The following is an 18,153-nucleotide window of genomic DNA, read 5'->3' as shown; positions in this document are numbered from 1 at the left end:
TCCAGTTGGCGAGCTACTTTTGGCGGCCAGGCCAGTTACAAAGGCGGCCGCGATGGACCTCGACGCTTAAGCGAATCATGCACACAAAAACACCAAAAATTGCCCGTTCGAAGGAAGCCGGCCGAGGCGGCGAAAGCACTTTGCCAGCGCTGAAGTTTTTCGGTTCGGAATTTGTATTGAATACGGAAACCGGGATGTTCTACCGGGTTACCCCGACAGCAATACTGATTTTGCAGGCCATCCAGCAGGGCACCAGGAGCGAGGCTTTGGCTGACGTGATCCAAAGACATTGTGCGGTCAGCCGCATGACAGCCGTACGCGATGTCGAACTGTTGATCAACGAATTGTCGGTACGCGGCATATTGACCTCGAACATTCCCGGATGTGGGAAATGAAAAGCGAAAAATTAGTTGTTGCCGTCAGCGGATTGCATCGCGGCGAAAACCCCCAACCGGGGGCGGCGGTGATCGCCAGTTTGCGGCGGCACTTTCCGGATATCCGCATTGTCGGTCTGTCCTACGACCCGCTGGAAAGCAGCCTGTATGGACAGGGACTTGACCACCCTGATGTCGCCTACCTGATTCCCTATCCCGGCGCAGGCGTGCAGGCCTTGCTCGAACGTCTGACCGAGATCGACCGCAACGAGGAACTCTCGGCGGTCATTCCTTGCCTTGATTCCGAAATCGAGAATTACATCGAAATCCAGGCGCCGCTCGGCAAACTCGGCATCCGCTGTCTGCTGCCGTCACTGAAGGCCTTCGAAGGTCGTCACAAATCCAACCTGTACAACCTTTGCCGCAAGATCGGCGTGCCGGCACCGGAAACCCGGGTGGCCATGAACGATTACGCCGTGGCGCAGTACGCCGGGGAAATCGGCTATCCGGTCTACGTCAAGGGCCGCCTCTATGAAGCGCAACTGGTCAATTCCGGGCTGGATCTGCCGGCCGCCTATCAGGACATCGTCCGCGTCTGGGGCTGGCCGCTGATCGTCCAGGAAATGATCGTCGGCGAAGAGTACAACGTCACCGGCGTCGGCGATGGCAAGGGGGCGATAGTCCAGAGCTGTTCAATCAGAAAACTGCTGCGTACCTCGCATGGCAAAGGCTTTGGCGGCATCGTCGTCGCCAATCCGGAACTTGATCGCCTGGCCGCGGCGATCATCAAGGAGCTCAAGTGGAACGGTCCGTTCGAGCTTGAATTCCTCAAGGGAAATGGCAAGCCCTATACCCTGTTTGAAATCAATCCCCGCTTCCCGGCATGGATCGACTTCCCGTCGCAACTCGGATGCAACATGCCGGCCTTGCTGCTCGAGCGACTTTTAGACCGGCCGGCGAGTCAATCCGGCAAATGTACGGCGGGGCAGATGTTCGTTCGGCACAGCGTCGATCTGGTCGACGATTTTGCTGGTTTCGCCGCCATGGCAACCAGCGGTGAGCGAACGTTACGCCCTGAACAAAGCGGTTCGGAGTTAAGAAAATGAGCGACAACTATCTTCCCCCTGAAATCAGCAACGAACTCGGCCGCATCGGCCCCAGTGCGGCGGCTGACCGGAACTTCTACGCACGCGGCGTGACCTCGAAAACCCTGTTCGGGATCGACGGGATACCGGTCGCCGAACTCGTCGAAAAATTCGGTTCCCCCCTGTTTGTCTTTTCCGAACATCAAATCAGGGAGAAGGCGCGCCATTTGCGCGAAGCCTTCAAGAGCCGCTATCCGAACACCAGCTTTGCCTGGTCATACAAGACGAATTACCTGGCAGCCGTTTGCCAGGTTTTCCACCAGGAAGGCTGGATTGCCGAGGTGGTGTCCGACTTCGAATACGAGAAGGCCAGAAAACTCGGCATTGCCGGCAAGGACATCGTCTTCAATGGCCCCTACAAGCCACGCGCCATCCTCGAAGTGGCGATTCGCGAAGGGGCCCTGATCCAGATCGACAACTGGGATGAGCTGTGCCTGATCGAGGAACTGGTCAAGGACATCCCGCAACCGCTCAATGTCGGCATTCGCGTCTGGCTCGATGCGGGCATCCGCCCGATCTGGTCGAAATTCGGTTTCTCCCTGGAGTCCGGCGAAGCCGGCCGGGTCGCCGCCAGAATCGTCGCCAACCCGAAGCTGCAACTGCACACCCTGCATACCCATATCGGAACCTACATCCTCGAACCGGCGGCCTATGGCATCGCGGCCCGGAAACTGGTCGCACTGCGCGAACAGATCCGGGTCGAGTATCAGCATCTCGTCCCCTGCCTCAATCTTGGCGGCGGCTTCCCGTCGCAAAGTTTGTTGCATGGCATGGTCGGGGCACCCGAGCTGTTGATTCCGGCGATCGAACGCTACGCCGATGCGGTCGCCGCGGTCCTCAACGAATTGCCACCCAAGTTGCGGCCGGCCTTGCGCTTCGAAACCGGTCGCCATCTGATCGACGAAGCCGGCTACCTGCTCACCTCGGTCGTCGCGGTCAAGGGCGTGCGGCATCCGGTGGTCACCGGGGCCGATTGGTCGCTGCGGGATTACAAGGAACAGCTGATCCTTGGCGACGATGCCAAGGCAAGTTATCTGATCGATGCCGGCGTCACCTTGTTGTACACCGGGGCGTGGTATCAGATCAACGTCTATCCGGCCGAGGCGCGCAATGCCCCGCTCTCCCCGGTTCGACTGTACGGGCCGTTGTGCATGGCGATCGATGTCGTGCGCTACAGCGTCGACCTGCCGCCCCTGAATGTTGGCGATGTGCTGACGCTGCATCCGGTCGGCGCCTACAACGTGACCCAATCTATGCAATTCATTACCTACCGCCCGGCGGTGATCATGATCAATCAGCAGGGCGTACCGGAACTGATCAGGCGGCGCGAAGTGCTCAACGATGTTGACGGACCCGAGCGCCTTCCCGCCCACCTGAAGACCTGAGGAGGTCATCATGAGGTCGTCGAGCATCGCTGGGAACTGGCTGCCGGGCAAGACGATTCGGCATGGCCGGTGGGCCCCGCTAGACGGGATCAAAGAATTCCTTCGCCAACTCGGATACGGCTTGGGTAGCATTTTCTTCATTTCGAATCCGTGGATCGGCTTGATCCTGTGGGCGGCCCTGTTCGCCAATCCGCGCCTGGGCGCCTTCGGCGTGCTGGGACTCGGCGTCGGCATGGCTTGCAAGCGGCTTCTCCGGCTGGGCGACGCACCCAGCCAGGGAGCGGGCATCAAGGCCAACGCCTTGCTCTCCGCGGTAGCCACCGCCTGGTTGACCAGCGCGGTGAGCATGCCCCTGTGGGTACAACTGATGGTTGCCGTGTTGGCGGCCGGGACTGCCGCCATCGTCACCGGAGCGGCGATGGCCGTGCTTCAAACCTCGCGCTTTCCGGTCATGGCTACCGGCTATTGCGTGGTCGCCAGTTGTCTGTTCGTGCTATGCCCGAATTGCACCGTACTGGCCTCTGCCACCATGGCGCCGTGGCTGCAGCCGACCGATGCATTGGGCTGGCTTGAATCTTTCGTCCGTTCGATGGGCGGGCTGGTTTATTCGCCATCGCTCCAGTTCGGGGCGCTGGTCTGCCTGGCCATGCTGCTCTGGTCGCGGGCCGCATTCCTTACCGGCGTCATCGCCTGGAGCAGTGGCGCGCTAGCCGGCCTGGCCTTCCAGGCGCTCGGCTTCCCGTACTTTTTCCTGCCGCTGTCCTACAACTTCTTCCTGGTCGGCGTCGCCCTGGGCGCAGTGTTGTTCCTGCCCACCCGGAAGACCCTGCTGATTTCGCTGATCGCCGGCGTGCTGTGCTCCTTCGTCGGATTGACGCTGCAGGTGGTTTTCGCCGGCGGTTCAATCTCTTACCTGCCCATTTCGTCGATGTTGACCATCTGGCTCGGGATCGGCGCACTGATGCTGGCCGGCCGCAATGCCGTCGCCAAGCGCTACAGCTCGTCGCGCTTTCCGCCGGAAGTGGCCTGGTGTCGCGACGCCTGCCTGGCTCAGCGGTTTGGCGACAGCGATCCCTTGCTGGCCGTTCCGCTCAGCGGGCCGTTGCGGGTTTCCCAGGGATTCGCCGGGGGTATAACCCATGCCGGCGCCTGGAGCCACGCCTTCGATTTTCAACGCCCCGCCGGCCACGATGGCGGCGCCGGTGAAAATGAGTCGATCTGGGGGGCCACGGTGCTTTCGCCGGTCGCCGGAATCATCGAGCGGGTCAGAAACGATGTTCCGGACAATCCGTTGGGCGGCTCGAATTTTGCCGACAACTGGGGCAACCATGTGGTGATTCGTCTGGAGCGCGACGGCTGGCTTCTGGTTGCCCATTTGATGCGCGGCTCGATTGGCGTCAGCGTCGGAAGCCGCGTCGAGCCCGGGACGATCATCGGGCGCGTCGGCAATTCAGGGCGCTCGCCCGAGCCGCATCTGCACATGCAGATTCAGGTTGCAGCGAAAGTTGGCGCCCCGACCAAGCCATTCAAACTGGCCAACTATCTGTCCCATAACGACAGCAGCGGGGCATGGCTGCGCTGGACAGCTTCCGGCATCCCGATTCGCGACAGCCTGCTCGAGGCGGCTACGCCGAATCCGCAAGTGTACAGCCTGCTATCGACGATGATGCCCGGCTCGGCTGTCTGGTTCTGCGCGATATCCGGCGATGTGCCGGCCCGACTGCGTCAGGCGAATGCCGATCGCACGACCAGGATCGCGGTGACGCTCGACGAGGCTGGCCGGTATCGCTTCGATGCCGGAAAGGGCGGACGCCTGCTCGCCTCGCTCGACCCGGATGCCTGGCGGATCACCGAGCTCGAGCGGGTGCAATCCTCGTTTCTCCGGCTGTTCGGCATGGCGACGCCGTGCATTCCTTACGCTTCGCAGGTTGGCATGACCTGGGATGACGTGCCGCCGCTACTGGTCTCCGGCATGGGGTTTGCAGACTCGCTGGCGCCGTTTTTCGGCAAGCATTTCCCGAAGGGCCATTACGAATGCCAGGAAGTCCCGCAATTCCAGGGGGCAATCGTTATCAAGGCCAGCTTCGAAAGCAGCGACCCGCTCTGTCCAAGCGTCCTGACATGCCGTTTCGAACGCCTGCGCGGGCCGGTATTCCTGCGCGCCGAATACCCGTCCGGCGCGATCGAGTACTCGCTGCTCTCGTTTGAACCGGGCCTGTCCCAAAACAACGGAAACTGATACGGGATCCCTGATTTTTAGGGCATTTTGATGCAAATACGTCAAAAACCAAGGATTAACGTCGATTCGGGCAGCACGTTTCAAGAGGAGGCAATGCCAAGCTGTTTTATACTTGTCGGGAACATAGATTGATAAATTTTTCTGTATTGACGTTTTTGAGGTGATTGATATGCGATCTAACGTAATGCTGCCGTTGTTGCTGGCCAGCTCTCTCCTTCTGACGCCGGGCCTGGTCAGGGCCGAGGAAACAAAGACCGGGGTTCTGGTCGGCGTGGATGCCCGCGAAAAATCGGCTTACGGCTATCTCGGTCTGACGCACCACTTCGGCAAACATGTGCTTGATGACGGTTTCATTGCCCGCGCAGTCGCTTTCGGCGGCAAATACAAGTACAGCAGCGCGGCTGTTGCTGGCGGCGAGGTCAAGGGCGACTACACCGCCGTCGAAGCCCTGTTCGGCTACCAGAAAGTGCTCACCGCGGTCACGCTGCGCGGTTATGTCGGTGCCGAGTACGAAGGGAACGATCTGTCCCCGGAAAACACCTATGACCGCAACCGCGGCGACCATTTCGGCGCCAAGGTCCGCGGCGAGATCGAAACCGACTTTGCCGCTCCGTACTATGGAAACCTGATTGCCACCTACAGCACGGCACGCGACCGTTACTGGGTGCGCGGGCGGGCCGGTCGCGATTTCGCGGGCTACGTCGTCGGACCGGAAATTCTCCTGAGCGGCGATCGCCAGGTCGATGAGCAACGCCTTGGCGTCTTCCTGAATTTCCGCACGCTGTTGCCGGCCTTGCTGTCCATTTCTGCCGGCCAGGCGAAGACCGAGCGAACCAGCGCAGGTTATACGCCTTACGTGGCGATGGAATTGTCGGCGACCTTCTGATTCGCTCAGTCGCTTGATAAAAAGGGAAGGCATGACAACATGCCTTCCCTTTTCTTTTGGGCCAGCGCTTAACTCATTGAAGTTTCAGCGCGGAGTCCCAGTGCTCGGCGATCTTCCCGTCTTCGATGCGGAACAGATCGAACCATGTGGTGGTGTGTTTCTTCGCCGGGTTCTTGCTGTCGGCCACTTCGCTGACCAAGCTGACCATCACGAAGTTTCCTTCGGCAACGACGGCGACCAGCGGGGCCAGGACCCGCGGCTGGACAGCCTGTGGCTTGACGTTCTTGGCGATCTGCTGAACCAGCGCGGTGCGGCCGGTTTCGACGTTCGGGTTGTGCTGGATATAGCCCTCCGTGACGTACTTGCCGACCTGATCGACGTGTCCGGCTTCGACCACTTCGCGCCAGAAATCGTAAACAAGCCTCTTGTTGCGGGCCAGTTTCGGGTCGGGACTGGTCAACAAGGAGTCGTGGTTGCCTTGCGCGACAACCGGCACTTGCGCCATGGCCATGCCGGAGGACAGGGCCAGGAAGACGGAGAGAAAGACTGCGTATAGCGACTTCATGATATGACACTCCTTACTCTTTGGAATCACTACCATTTATAGACCCATGCGGCCTTTCGGCCTTTGCTCCTGGTCAACTGCCGATTCGAAAGCGATCAAAATCGCGCCGGCCGCCCGGTTTGGGGAAGCCGAAAACGACATTTTTCAGGGTAGTATCAAAAGCAAATGGCAATAAAGATGGCACCCGGCGTGCCAGTAACGAGGCAAAACAACATGTCCGAGCGTGACAACGCATTCGTGCCGACCAGCCGCCAGTGGCTGGTCGCCATTGCAGCGCTGATCGTGCTGCTGGGCGCGGGTCTTTACCGCATCCACACGCTGCTCTACCACCATGCACACGATATGGCCGAGCAACAGCTGTATTCGGTCGCCTCGCTGAAATCCTGGGATATCAAGCGCTGGCTTGATGACCGGGTGATCATGCTGACCCAGCCCCACGATGGGGTCATCGCCCCCAACCTTGCCCGTCTATTGGCTAACGGCGACACGGCCGGCCCCAGCCGGGCATTGCAGACCCGGCTGCGCGACCTGATGGCGGCCAATCCGGAATTCAAGGCAGTCTCGCTCTACGACGCGGCCGGCCATCAGCTCATTGGGGATGCACATGCCCATCCCCAATTCGATGCACCGCACCGCACCGCAGTCCGTCAGGCGCAGGACTCCCGCCGCCCGGTCTTTGTCGATTTTCACCGAACCGGCGAGGCCGCCGAGGATGTCGTGCTGGACATCCTGGCGCCCTTGTTTTTCGAAGGCAGCGGCGATTCCGAGATGATCGGCTACCTGTTGTTTCAACTCGATCCCAAACTGGTGATTTACCCGATGATCAACCGCTGGCCGGTGCCCAGCGACACCGCGGAAAGCATTCTGGCGCGCCGCGAAGGCAACCAGGTGGTTTTCCTCAGCCCCTTGCGGCATCAAGCGGCGCCGCCGCTCAGCCTGCGCCTGTCGGTCGACACGCCGGGACTGATCGCCGGCAAATCCCTGCGCGGCGAAGGCGATGTGCTGGCCGGCAGCGATTACCGTGGCGAAGCGGTGCTCGGCGTCGTGCTCGACATTCCCGGCACCGACTGGCTGCTGATCACCAAGATGGACGACAGCGAAATCTATCGGGAAGCCCGGCGCAACTTCGGCTGGATCGCCGCCGCCGCCGTCTTCCTGCTGATCGTGCTGCTGGCGCTCGGGCGAGTCTTCGCCACGGCCTTGGACGCCAGGGCCCGTGAAGCACACTATCGCGTGCTCGCCGAAAGCGGCAGCGATGTCGTCTGGCTCTACGATCTGGGCACCCAGCGCTTCATCTATGTCAGCCCCGCCGTCGAACGCATGCGCGGCTACACGGTAGCGGAAGCGCTGCAGCAAAGCATGCAGGATCTGCTGACGCCGGAGTCCTGGCAGATGATGAATAGCGAATTGCCGAATTGGCTGGGGCGCTTCGCGGCCGGCGACCAGTCGGTCCGTACTCGGCACTTCGAGCTGACCCAGCCACGCAAGGACGGCACGCTGATCGAGACCGAGGCGGTCATGACATTGCTTACCGACGCACAGGGTCAGGTTCGCCAGATACAGGGGATTTCGCGCGACATCAGCGCCCGCAAACGGGCCCAGGAAGAGCTGCACAAGCTTTCGCTGGCGGCCGAGCAGAGTCCGGTGAGCATCGTCATCACCGATCTCGAGGCGACGATCGAATACGTCAATGAAGCCTTCGTCCATTCCAGCGGCTACCCGCGCGCCGAGGTGCTCGGCCAGAACACCCGCATGCTCCGTTCGGGGCGGACCCCGAAGGCCAGCTACGAGGAAATGTGGCGCAATCTGACCCGTGGCCAGCCGTGGCGCGGCGAACTCTATAACCGGCGCAAGGACGGCAGCGAATACCTGGAGCTGGTCGGCATCAACCCGATACGCCAGCCGGACGGCCGGGTGACCCATTACCTGGCGGTCAAGGAGGACATTACCGAGCGACGGCGCATCGAAGTGGCGCTGGCCGAAAGCGAGGAGAAATTCCGCACCATCTACGACACGATCAACGATGCCATTTTCCTGCACGATGCCAGCAACGGCCGGGTTCTCGATGTCAATGCCGGGGCCTGCCGGATGTACGGCTACAGCCGCGAGCAACTGCTCACTCTCGATCTGGCCAAGCTCACGGCCAACCACGAGCAGTACACGCCGGAAGCCGCGCTGGAATACATCCAGCGCGCCAGGGAGCAAGGCTGGCAGTCCTTCGAGTGGTTGGCCCGCGACAGTACCGGGCGCGAATTCTGGGTCATGGTCAATCTGAAAATGATGCAGGTCGACCACGGCGAACGGGTCCTCGCCGTGGTCCGCGATATCGACAGCCGCAAGCATGCCGAAGAGGAGTTGCAGCATGCGCTGGCCGAGGCCAGGGCGCTCAACGCCAAGCTGGTCGAGGCGCAGAACCAGTTGCTGCAATCGGAGAAGATGGCCTCGATCGGCCAGCTCGCCGCCGGCGTCGCCCACGAAATCAACAACCCGATCGGCTTCGTCTCCTCCAACCTCGGTACGCTGGAACGCTACCAGCAAGACATTTTCTCGATCACCGCCGCCTATGAAGCGGCCGAAGCCAGCCTTGGCGCCGATGCCGGCCAACTTGCGGCCATACGGGCGCTCAAGCGTGACCGGGACTTCGAGTTTTTGAAGACCGACATCGTCCAGCTGATGGCCGAATCGAAGGACGGCCTCGCCCGGGTCGCCAAGATCGTCCGCGATCTCAAGGACTTTTCCCGCGCCGGCGAAGCCAATTCGCAATGGGCCGACCTGCATCAGGGACTCGACTCGACGCTCAACATCGTCTGGAACGAGCTCAAGTACAAGTGCACCGTGCACAAGGAATACGGCGACCTGCCGCCGGTCTGGTGCGTGCCGTTTCAGCTCAACCAGGTGTTCATGAACCTGCTGGTCAATGCCGCCCACGCCATCCCGGACAAGGGCGAGATCACGCTGCGGACCGGCCGCCAGGGCGATCAGGTGTTTGTCGCCATCGGCGATACCGGCAGCGGCATCGCGCCGGAGAACCTGACGCGCATCTTCGATCCCTTCTTTACCACCAAGCCGGTCGGCGAAGGCACCGGCCTGGGCCTGTCGCTGGCCTACAGCATCGTCCAGAAACACCGCGGCCGCATCGAGGTAAGCAGCGAACTCGGCAAGGGCACGACCTTCACGGTCTGGCTGCCCATCGAAGCCAGGGAGATGGAAGCCACCGCCGATTAGCTCGCCAAAGCCGCGGCAAGCAGACAAGTCAGAACTCGGCGCATTGCCGGGTTTTGCCTTTAGGAGCGGCCGCTCGGGCTTGCCACCCGACCGGAACTTCGGCACGATGCGGCTGCTTCAATTTGTTGGGGACAAGCAATTCTGCGCCCCCAACCATTCAAATCAGTCGGAGACCAAATATGTCCACTTTCACCAAAGTGACCCTGTACACCGACACCGATGGCCATGCCAAATTCCGCGAGGAACAGGTGGCGCTGACCGAGGGCTCGCCCCAGGCGATGCTGTCGTCGGTATTGCCGGCAATCGGCTGCCAGTTTCGCCAAAGTCCGATTGGCTTTCGCAGCCAGTTCCACTGCACCACCGATGAGCAATGGCTGTTCGTACTCAGCGGCGAAATGAAAATCGGCCTTCAGGACGGCAGCAGCCGCAACTTCAAGGCCGGCGATCACTTCTACTCCGCCGACCTGCTACCCGAGGGCACCAGCTTCGATCCCGCTGTGCACGGCCACTGGAGCTGCCAGGTTGGCGAGGATCCACTGGTGACCTTGTTCGTCAAGGTCTGAATAAAACCCGGGGCATTCTTTCCGGGATGCCCGTGCCGACAGCCCGAAGCTAATTGATCAGCCATTGGCCAGATTCGCGGCGCTTCGGGCGGCAACCGGCCAAATTCGGGCCGTGATCACCCCGGCGAATAGATTAAGAAAAAATTTACCGTTGATGAAAATGAGTCAGTTAAAACCCGCGTGGCATGAATTCGTTCCCTTCCAAACGAATGACGACAAGGCCCAACGTGACCAGGCCAACCATTCATTGCACCGAGCCTGTCACGGAAAGCCGCTCAGTCCGGTAGTTTTAGACATTAAAGGCCTGTTGCTGTGACCGACACAATTGCTATCGGAATTGCCATATCCATTTTCGCGCTGCCATGCTGGCTCTTGGCAATGGCTATTCGGCACTTCGTTCCATTGATCCGTGGTTTTCATGCCCCTCTGTGGGCCTACGCATTAGGGCCAATTTCATTTGCCTCAGATCGCTACTTTTCCGAAGCAGCGCGCCCGCACCGCAAACCCTTCCTCCGCTTCGTTTCGGCGTTTATTCTTGTGTCACTTGCTTTACTCGCCGTCGCTTCGGGATGGCTCCCCTCCCACCTCTAATCCACGGGGCCGGGTAGTCCCTACGGTTTAGCGAAAACACCAAATAAACTGTTCAGAAAAGCGTGCACCGCCAGAGATAAACTGTCGCGGCCGCTTCTCCCGACTCACCACCTGACAGCAAGGCCTCGGAGGACACCGATGAGACCACCGGTTATTCGCAAGTCACCGCTCCATTCGCGCTCCGCAGCCGCGACGAACGATGGCACCGCGTTTTCGTGGGCGCAGGTGAGCCGCGAGCTTGGCGTATTGCCCGATGGCAGTCTCAATATCGCTTACGCGGCGGTGGACCGGCATGCCCATTCAGCGCTGGCCGACAAGGCGGCCTTCCGGTTCTTGCGGCCGGACGGCAGGGCGCGTGCCGTCAGCTATCGGGAACTGGCCGGACTGACCGACCGCTTCGGCAATCTCCTCAAGTCGCTGGGCGTCGCCAAGGGCGATTGCGTGTTCGTGCTGTGCGGCCGCATCTGCGAGCTTTACGTCGCCGTACTCGGCGCCCTGAAGATCGGCGCGGTGGCTTCGCCGCTCTTTCAGGCCTTCGGGCCGGAGCCGATTCGCAGCCGCATCGCACAGGCCGGGGGCAAGGTGCTGGTGACCACGGCCAGTACCTACCAACGCAAAGTGGCGGCCTTGCGTGCCGATCTGCCAAGCCTCGAACACGTGCTGCTGGTCGACGACCTCGGTAGCGGCCCCATTCCCGGTACACTGGATCTGCAGGCCCTGCTGCGCACCGCCCCGGATACACCGGCGCTCGTTGCGACCGGCCCCGAAGATCCGGCGCTGCTGCATTTCACCAGCGGCACGACCGGCATGCCCAAGGGCGCCATCCACGTGCATGGCGCGGTGCTCACGCATTACGCCACGGCGCGGACGGCCCTCGATCTGCAGCCGGACGACGTATTCTGGTGCACCGCAGATCCCGGCTGGGTGACCGGAACGTCATACGGCATCATCGCCCCGCTGGTGCTTGGCGTGACCAGCGTGGTCGACCAGGCCGAGTTCGATGCGGCGCGCTGGATCGACATTCTCGAAACCGAGCGGGTAAATGTCTGGTACACCGCGCCGACGGCGATTCGCATGCTGATGAAGGCCGGGCCGGAATTGTTCGCCGGCCACCGCTTCCCCGACCTGCGCTTCATCGCCAGCGTCGGCGAAGCGCTCAATCCAGAGGCGGTCTGGTGGGGGTTGGATGTCCTCGGGCGGCCGATCCATGACAACTGGTGGCAGACCGAAACCGGCGGCATCATGGTTGCCAACACCGCGGCGCAGGACATCAAGCCCGGCTCGATGGGGCGACCGCTGCCCGGCATCAGCGCCCATGTAGTCCGCCGCCGCCCCGGCCGGCCGCTCGAATTGCTTGAAACCCCCGGCGAGGTCGGGGAACTGGCGCTGGAAGCCGGCTGGCCGTCGATGTTTCGCGCCTATCTCGACCAGCCGGACCGCTACGCCGAATGCTTTGCCGGCCCGCTGTACCTGAGCGGCGACATGGTGCGGCGCGATGCCGATGGCTACTACTGGTTCGTCGGCCGGCGCGACGACGTCATCAAGTCGGCCGGGCATCTGATCGGACCGTTCGAGGTCGAGAGCGTGCTGCTGGAACACCCGGCGGTGGCCGAGGCGGGAGTGATCGGCAAGCCGGACGCGCTGGCCGGCGAGATCGTCAAGGCCTTCGTCGCACTCAAACACGGCGTCGCGGCAACGGAAGCCTTGCGCCTGGAATTGATGGCCCATGCCCGCCTGCGCCTGGGTGCCGCGGTGGCGCCCAAGGAAATTGCATTCGTCGAAGCGCTGCCACATACTCGCAGCGGCAAAATCATGCGCCGCCTGCTCAAGGCCCGGGAGCTCGGCCTGCCGGAAGGCGATAGTTCGACACTGGAGTAACGGGAGAGAAGATGAACCTGAACGACGCGCAGATCCGCGCCCAAGTGCTGGAAATCCTGAAAGCGCTGGCGCCGGAAATCAAGCCGGCCCAGATCATCCCCGACCAGCCGCTGCGCGCCCAGATCGATCTCGATTCGATGGACTGGCTGAACGTCCTGGCCGCGCTGCATGAGCGGCTACAGGTGAACATCCCCGAAACCGACTACGGCAAGCTCCAGACGCTCGATGGCATCGTCGCCTACCTGGCGGCCAAGACACCGGCGGGCTGAACATCGTGAGCGACTATCCGGCCGATCTCGTTCGCACCCGTTACCTGTTCGACGGCAGCCCGGTGACGATCCGCCCGATCCGCGCCGCCGACGCGACCCTGGAGCAGGATTTCGTCAAACATCTGTCGCCCGACTCGCGCTACAAGCGCTTCATGTCGACCTTGAAGGAACTGGCGCCGGGCAAGCTGAAGTACCTCACCGAGATCGATTACGAGCGGCACCTGGCCCTCGTCGCGATCATCCAGCGCGATGGGCAGGATCTGGAGATCGGCGTCGCCCGCTACGTTGCCAACCCGTCAGACAACAGTTGTGAATTTGCCGTGGCGATCGACGATGCATGGCAGGGCAGCGGCGTCGCCGGCCTCCTGATGCTGACGCTGATCGACGCGGCCAAGGCGCGCGGCATGGCGAGCATGGAGGGCTTCATCCTGGCCGGCAACGACAAGATGCTCAAATTCGCCCGGCAGCTCGGCTTCACCCTGCACCGCGACGTCGACGACCCCGGCATGGTCCATGCCGTGCGGCCCCTCTAGCTGGAATTGCTCGGGCGGCCTGGCCTGAGCCGAACGCGCTGCCGCCGAGGGCAAGGACTACCGGCACGCTGCTAGTGCGGCAACAGCAGATAAACACCGAGGCCAAGCATGACCAGTCCGGCCACCAACTTGAGGAATCGTCCCTCTTTTTCCTGCAGGCGACGATGGCTTAACGTGACGACACCGATCCCGAGGACAATGATGTCGTCCAGCATGTACATCGCGTCATAGAGCAGCAGATAGCCGTAGTAATCGATGCGGTCGAGGTTCCGCAGCGTCAGTATCCGGGTGTAGAGCGCCGGAAACCCGGAGGTGCACAGCAATTCGAAGATCTGCACCAGCACGGCGAGCAGCACCGTGCCGGCCAGGGCCGGCCAGAGGTGCTCGGCCCGGAGAATCGCACGCAGCCGCGCATAGATGCCCGGCTTGGCAGAGGCGGGAATGGACAAGCTGATGCCTCGTCCGAACGCCAGGAAATCCTTGAGGTTTATTGCGCCAGCAACGATCGCGAGCAGGGCGATGGCAATCTCGGAAACACGCGACAGCCCGACCAGCAGGAACAGGTTGAGCCAGGCGGCCATGAAGCCAAAATAGGCGATTCCTTCAATCGCGATGAACGTTCCGGCGATGAGCAGCATTCGGCGCCGATCGCCGAGCGTCGCGAGCATCGAGATGATCAGGATCAGCACCCACATTGAACAAGGGTTGAAGCCGTCAAGCAATCCGATGACGATGGTAAACAACGGCAGGCCGAGTTCATTGACGCTGACCTGACGGCTGGTAAACGGGATTTTTATCGAATCGCCGTTCGGGGCCTGACAAACCGTCTCGTCCGCGACGCCGCAAACCGGCATCGAGCCAGTTCCGACCGGGTGTTGTGCATGACCGAGCACGGCACGTATCTGTACGCCCGTGGTGGCCGGGGTTTCGAAACCGACGATCAGTTCGCTGCCGACCAGGATGGTCGGCACGCCCGGCTGGGCGATGCCGGCCTTCGCCGACAGTGCAAGCAGACGCGCCAGGGCATCCGGGTTGTGTCGAACGTCAACGACGGTCACATGCAGGCCCGGTTGTTCGCCAGCCAGGTCGTCGAGAAAGCTCTTGGCCGCTTCGCAATGCGAACAGCCATCCCGGACGAAAAGCTCGATCCCGGGTAACGGCATCGCTTCTGCTGCCACCGCCGGAATCGCCTGGCCGGCCATGAGAATTGCCGTCAGAACGATGACTCCGACTACGCGGAATATCCGGAACCACGAACCCGTCGTTGCATATCGATTTTGCATGGCAAAACTATACCCTCGAGGGAGCGCCTGTTGAATTTCCTGTTTTTAGGGCGCGACTGCTCGTCCGATTTTAGCTATCGATCATAATAATAGGGGACAGATCACGTTTATTTCTCCCAACTTAGCGACAACGCACACCAAAACCAATTCACCCCCTCGGCAAAAATCGTGGTCTGTCCCCTATTATTTGGAGAATGTCAAGGCTTGTGCTGATGACACGCAGTGCATCAATGACAAAGTCCGCAATGCGATCTTGCTCAGTATTCGTCAGGGTAACTCGATAGACCAAGCAAACGCACAAAGTGCGATTAAGGTACTTAGCCAGTTGGCGGGCGATCCGACAGTCCAACTGAGCAATGAAAATCGAGCAGCCATCGCCTACCTTGGCGGTAAGAATGTGCTTGATTACGTCGATTGGAACCAGAAACCCAGTTCCGCAATCCCATCAAGCACGTCCTCTAATGGTTCCTTCGCCTCGAATTGGAGCTACATGGGCAGCAATGCTTCAGGCGTCGGGCTTGGTACGCCAGACAATCGGTCTGCCTCACAAATTGACGCTTCAGTCAAAGATACGGCTTATTCCTTCTTGCTGTCTCCTCTAGCCGCGACAGCAATTGCCTATGCACCCGTTCCCGCCCTTGCTAGCGGCGCATTGGATTTGGGTATCCAAAAACTGGATGGTAAAGATGTCAGCCTTACGGAGATAATGTTTTCTATGGCCACGGGGCCAATAGGACTGGGGGTGACGACCGAGAAGCAGGCGGTTGGCGTTGTTACAAACAGTAAAGCGCCGTTCAGCCGGCTTGTTGATGGAGGAGGCTTGCAAGCTCATGAGAATGCTGGCGGACACTTATTGGAGAAGCACGTTGGGCAAACTGAGCAAGATTTGATGACACGTCTTGCAAACGAGCCAAAAATCAGTGGTTCTTCTTCTTTCTATGACCGCGCCACGGCTGAAAATGCTTTATCACAGACATTGGATGTAAACCAATCTGTGGTTCAAAACTGGCTGAACGGAACGTCTAACCGTTTGCGTCTGGACTATTCATCGTCTAGTCCAGTTGGTATTTCGGTGACTCGTGGAGCGGCAGGTGCGGTAGACGCCAGCTCTGCCAGGGCAATTTTGCTTCGTGACCCATCAATGCCAACAGGATATAAGATTCTTACAGGATTCCCAACATTACCATGACATCTCAAAAGCTAAATGCGTTGGAGCAGTTGTTAGGCTCCTACTTTCACCAAGATTGGGCTGAAGAGTTCGATAGCGACAAGTCGGCTATTCAGGCGATTATCGAGTCCGAGCCAAAGGAACAGCTTTTGGCTGGTGCACATGAAATTGATGAACTTCTAGGCTCATCGCTGACCAGCGACGAGCTTGGGGAGGTTCTTATCAATAAGCTTGGCTGTTACTTTGATCCCGCTACGCTTGGGCTGACTTGTGAGCAGTGGCTAAAAAAGGTTCGGCAAGAATTTCAACACCAGCACTAATCAGAAATAATAGGGGACAGACCACGATTTTTTCATAGTCTTGGCACCTTGGTATTTAAAGGAGCCTTTCCTTGCCCCGTCGCCCCCGCCTCGCCCTGCCGGGCATTCCCCTACACGTGATCCAGCGCGGCAACAACCGCCAAGCCTGCTTCTTCGCTGACGAGGATTATCGCTTTTACCTGGAGTGGCTGTCGGAGCATGCAGGGAAGACTGGCTGCCGCATCCACGCCTATGCACTGATGACGAACCATGTGCATTTGCTGATTTCCGCCGACAAGGCCGAGGCGCCTGGCGTCTTGATGAAGGCTTTGGGCCAGCGTTACGTGCAGTATGTGAATCGGGTGTATCGGCGTAGCGGCACCTTGTGGGAAGGTCGCTTCCGCTCCTGCCCGATCCAGGAAGAGGCGTATCTGCTGGCTTGCCAGCGCTACATCGAACTGAATCCGGTACGGGCGGGAATGGTGGAGCATCCGGGGAGCTACCCTTGGTCGAGTTACCGTGCTAATGGGCAGGGAGAAGAGAACGGGCTGATTCGACCGCATGAACTTTACGTTGCGCTAGGGCGGGATACAGAGGGTCGGCAAGCTGCCTACCGGGAGTTGTTTCGTTACGAGTTAGAGCCAGGGGTGGTGGACCAGATTCGGCGGGCGACGAATGGTAATTTTGTGCTGGGCAGTGAGCGCTTTGCGACAGAGGTAGCGGCGGTAATCGGCCGACGGGCGCAGCCGGGCCAGCCGGGGCGGCCGCGAAAGAAGCCTGAGCCTGAGTCGGGGGAGTTATTTGGGGGCAAAATAAAGAACTCAAACTGAATGACGGAGGAAACCGTGGTCTGTCCCTGTTTCTGGTGCACAACGACATGGTGGAACATTACCCCTGCACCTCAGCCAGGGCATACTACCTTACATGCTCCAGGGCGACCGCTAGACCAATTGCAAAACCAAGTGAGATAACAATGTACGAATTCATGCACCACCTAAAGCGCCTCCCCAATCCTGGTAAGGTGATGGGTTTGCATGAAAACTTTTTTTTCCCCGTTGACGAGGCAAGGATTTGTCAAGCGGAAGATGTGTGGGGATTTAAACTTCCGATACAGTTAGTTGAGTTTTATCGAGAGATAGGTTGGGGGCAGTTACAAACAGGTACGAATGGAAATACTTCGGATTTCAATTATGTAGCAAGCATTGATGAACTCACGGCGCTAGCAAAAGGAACATCGGATTGGCTAATGCCTTATAGTCAATTAGAGCCGGACACACTCCCATTTTTCCAACGCGACGTTGATCTTTTCCTATGCCTCCATCCTCAGAGTGAAAATCCGAATGCTGTTTACTGGATGTGGGGGGAAAAGCTGCCAAATGATGGAAAAATATGTGATTCTCTCGCAGAGTTTTTCCAACGTCTTGTCGAAGACCCGAACTGGTTTAATCCACCTGCTGCGTGCTAAATACGAACCTAGCAATAGGGGACAGACCACCTTTTCCAATATCGTCAGATTGCAACATCGGCGTCACGCTCGACACCTCGGTCAGCGCCGTACTCGATCACCAGACCACCGGCAGCGGCACGGCCATCCCCAACCGGGCCAACGCCAGCGCCAGCCAGATCGCCACCCCGGCGATCCCCAACACCAGCCTCTACCACGTCCTTCCCGCCGCCAACAGCCACGCGCTGGTCGTGAGGTGCCCCCGGATTTAGTGCCAAGGGCGTTTTAGTAAAAGTCCTTGGTTTG

At 59.9% G+C, this 18,153-nt stretch carries 17 protein-coding genes; 15 read left to right on the top strand and 2 right to left on the bottom strand.

Going from position 1 to position 18,153, the window contains the following annotated elements:
- Window positions 1-77: 77 nt before the first annotated feature.
- The 5 genes from KI611_RS03030 to bcsS all read left to right on the top strand — a co-directional run bounded on the left by KI611_RS03030 (window position 78) and on the right by bcsS (window position 6,029).
- A complete protein-coding gene (locus tag KI611_RS03030; protein WP_226418357.1) occupies window positions 78-395 on the top strand; it encodes a PqqD family protein in 318 nt (105 codons plus the stop codon).
- Complete coding sequence (locus KI611_RS03025) at window positions 392-1,480, top strand: ATP-grasp domain-containing protein (protein WP_226418356.1); 1,089 nt, start codon at window positions 392-394, stop codon at window positions 1,478-1,480. Before KI611_RS03030 ends, KI611_RS03025 begins: the two co-directional genes overlap by 4 nt.
- A complete protein-coding gene (locus KI611_RS03020; RefSeq protein WP_226418355.1) occupies window positions 1,477-2,904 on the top strand; it encodes a hypothetical protein in 1,428 nt (475 codons plus the stop codon). The genes KI611_RS03025 and KI611_RS03020 overlap by 4 nt, the downstream gene beginning before the upstream one ends.
- A 121-nt stretch (window positions 2,905-3,025) precedes the next feature.
- Complete coding sequence (locus tag KI611_RS03015) at window positions 3,026-5,143, top strand: urea transporter (protein ID WP_264180085.1); 2,118 nt, start codon at window positions 3,026-3,028, stop codon at window positions 5,141-5,143.
- A 169-nt stretch (window positions 5,144-5,312) separates the two neighbouring features.
- Window positions 5,313-6,029, top strand: coding sequence for a cellulose biosynthesis protein BcsS (bcsS, locus tag KI611_RS03010; protein WP_226418353.1), 717 nt, complete (start codon window positions 5,313-5,315; stop codon window positions 6,027-6,029).
- 73 nt (window positions 6,030-6,102) lie between these two features.
- Here the strand turns inward: bcsS and KI611_RS03005 are convergent, their stop codons facing one another.
- The gene (locus tag KI611_RS03005; RefSeq protein WP_226418352.1) at window positions 6,103-6,594 is read right to left on the bottom strand and encodes an ester cyclase; all 492 of its coding nucleotides are present in this window, start codon (window positions 6,592-6,594) and stop codon (window positions 6,103-6,105) included.
- A 213-nt stretch (window positions 6,595-6,807) separates the two neighbouring features.
- Here KI611_RS03005 and KI611_RS03000 point away from each other — a divergent pair, with 213 nt between their 5' ends.
- The 5 genes from KI611_RS03000 to KI611_RS02980 all read left to right on the top strand — a co-directional run bounded on the left by KI611_RS03000 (window position 6,808) and on the right by KI611_RS02980 (window position 13,653).
- Window positions 6,808-9,819 carry a PAS domain S-box protein gene (locus tag KI611_RS03000; RefSeq protein ID WP_226418351.1) on the top strand — a complete coding sequence of 1,004 codons (3,012 nt, stop codon included), beginning with the start codon at window positions 6,808-6,810 and terminating at the stop codon, window positions 9,817-9,819.
- Between the two features lie 179 nt (window positions 9,820-9,998).
- The gene (locus KI611_RS02995; protein WP_226418350.1) at window positions 9,999-10,382 is read left to right on the top strand and encodes a hypothetical protein; all 384 of its coding nucleotides are present in this window, start codon (window positions 9,999-10,001) and stop codon (window positions 10,380-10,382) included.
- 729 nt (window positions 10,383-11,111) lie between these two features.
- Window positions 11,112-12,851 (top strand): acetate--CoA ligase, encoded by a 1,740-nt coding sequence (gene acsA, locus KI611_RS02990; protein ID WP_226418349.1) that lies wholly within the window; start codon window positions 11,112-11,114, stop codon window positions 12,849-12,851.
- A gap of 11 nt (window positions 12,852-12,862) precedes the next feature.
- Window positions 12,863-13,120, top strand: coding sequence for an acyl carrier protein (locus KI611_RS02985; protein WP_226418348.1), 258 nt, complete (start codon window positions 12,863-12,865; stop codon window positions 13,118-13,120).
- 5 nt (window positions 13,121-13,125) lie between these two features.
- The gene (locus tag KI611_RS02980; RefSeq protein WP_226418347.1) at window positions 13,126-13,653 is read left to right on the top strand and encodes a GNAT family N-acetyltransferase; all 528 of its coding nucleotides are present in this window, start codon (window positions 13,126-13,128) and stop codon (window positions 13,651-13,653) included.
- A gap of 71 nt (window positions 13,654-13,724) precedes the next feature.
- Here the strand turns inward: KI611_RS02980 and KI611_RS02975 are convergent, their stop codons facing one another.
- Window positions 13,725-14,936 carry a glutaredoxin family protein gene (locus tag KI611_RS02975; RefSeq protein WP_226418346.1) on the bottom strand — a complete coding sequence of 404 codons (1,212 nt, stop codon included), beginning with the start codon at window positions 14,934-14,936 and terminating at the stop codon, window positions 13,725-13,727.
- Between the two features lie 253 nt (window positions 14,937-15,189).
- Here KI611_RS02975 and KI611_RS02970 point away from each other — a divergent pair, with 253 nt between their 5' ends.
- The 5 genes from KI611_RS02970 to KI611_RS02950 all read left to right on the top strand — a co-directional run bounded on the left by KI611_RS02970 (window position 15,190) and on the right by KI611_RS02950 (window position 18,119).
- The gene (locus tag KI611_RS02970) at window positions 15,190-16,125 is read left to right on the top strand and encodes an RNase A-like domain-containing protein (protein WP_226418345.1); all 936 of its coding nucleotides are present in this window, start codon (window positions 15,190-15,192) and stop codon (window positions 16,123-16,125) included.
- On the top strand, window positions 16,122-16,424 hold the full coding sequence (locus tag KI611_RS02965) for a contact-dependent growth inhibition system immunity protein (RefSeq protein WP_226418344.1): 303 nt from the start codon (window positions 16,122-16,124) through the stop codon (window positions 16,422-16,424). The genes KI611_RS02970 and KI611_RS02965 overlap by 4 nt, the downstream gene beginning before the upstream one ends.
- Window positions 16,425-16,495: 71 nt before the next feature.
- On the top strand, window positions 16,496-17,233 hold the full coding sequence (locus KI611_RS02960; protein WP_226418343.1) for a transposase: 738 nt from the start codon (window positions 16,496-16,498) through the stop codon (window positions 17,231-17,233).
- Between the two features lie 143 nt (window positions 17,234-17,376).
- Complete coding sequence (locus tag KI611_RS02955) at window positions 17,377-17,868, top strand: SMI1/KNR4 family protein (RefSeq protein WP_226418342.1); 492 nt, start codon at window positions 17,377-17,379, stop codon at window positions 17,866-17,868.
- Window positions 17,862-18,119: a hypothetical protein gene (locus KI611_RS02950; protein WP_226418341.1), complete on the top strand. Its 258-nt coding sequence runs from the start codon at window positions 17,862-17,864 to the stop codon at window positions 18,117-18,119. Before KI611_RS02955 ends, KI611_RS02950 begins: the two co-directional genes overlap by 7 nt.
- Window positions 18,120-18,153 lie beyond the last annotated feature (34 nt).

The sequence above is a fragment of the Dechloromonas denitrificans genome (assembly GCF_020510685.1).
GTDB lineage: Bacteria > Pseudomonadota > Gammaproteobacteria > Burkholderiales > Rhodocyclaceae > Azonexus > Azonexus denitrificans_A.
Note: the sequence above shows the minus strand (reverse complement) of the source record. Positions and strands in the feature narration are given on the sequence as shown.

Excerpts from the sequence above, each read along its gene's own strand:
- KI611_RS03030 (WP_226418357.1), top strand. The coding sequence starts at position 78 with ATGCACACAAAAACACCAAAAATTGCCCGTTCGAAGGAAGCCGGCCGA.
- KI611_RS03025 (WP_226418356.1), top strand. The coding sequence starts at position 392 with ATGAAAAGCGAAAAATTAGTTGTTGCCGTCAGCGGATTGCATCGCGGC.
- KI611_RS03020 (WP_226418355.1), top strand. The coding sequence starts at position 1,477 with ATGAGCGACAACTATCTTCCCCCTGAAATCAGCAACGAACTCGGCCGC.
- bcsS (WP_226418353.1), top strand. The coding sequence starts at position 5,313 with ATGCGATCTAACGTAATGCTGCCGTTGTTGCTGGCCAGCTCTCTCCTT.
- KI611_RS03005 (WP_226418352.1), bottom strand. The coding sequence starts at position 6,594 with ATGAAGTCGCTATACGCAGTCTTTCTCTCCGTCTTCCTGGCCCTGTCC.
- KI611_RS03000 (WP_226418351.1), top strand. The coding sequence starts at position 6,808 with ATGTCCGAGCGTGACAACGCATTCGTGCCGACCAGCCGCCAGTGGCTG.
- KI611_RS02995 (WP_226418350.1), top strand. The coding sequence starts at position 9,999 with ATGTCCACTTTCACCAAAGTGACCCTGTACACCGACACCGATGGCCAT.
- acsA (WP_226418349.1), top strand. The coding sequence starts at position 11,112 with ATGAGACCACCGGTTATTCGCAAGTCACCGCTCCATTCGCGCTCCGCA.
- KI611_RS02985 (WP_226418348.1), top strand. The coding sequence starts at position 12,863 with ATGAACCTGAACGACGCGCAGATCCGCGCCCAAGTGCTGGAAATCCTG.
- KI611_RS02975 (WP_226418346.1), bottom strand. The coding sequence starts at position 14,936 with ATGCAAAATCGATATGCAACGACGGGTTCGTGGTTCCGGATATTCCGC.
- KI611_RS02965 (WP_226418344.1), top strand. The coding sequence starts at position 16,122 with ATGACATCTCAAAAGCTAAATGCGTTGGAGCAGTTGTTAGGCTCCTAC.
- KI611_RS02955 (WP_226418342.1), top strand. The coding sequence starts at position 17,377 with ATGTACGAATTCATGCACCACCTAAAGCGCCTCCCCAATCCTGGTAAG.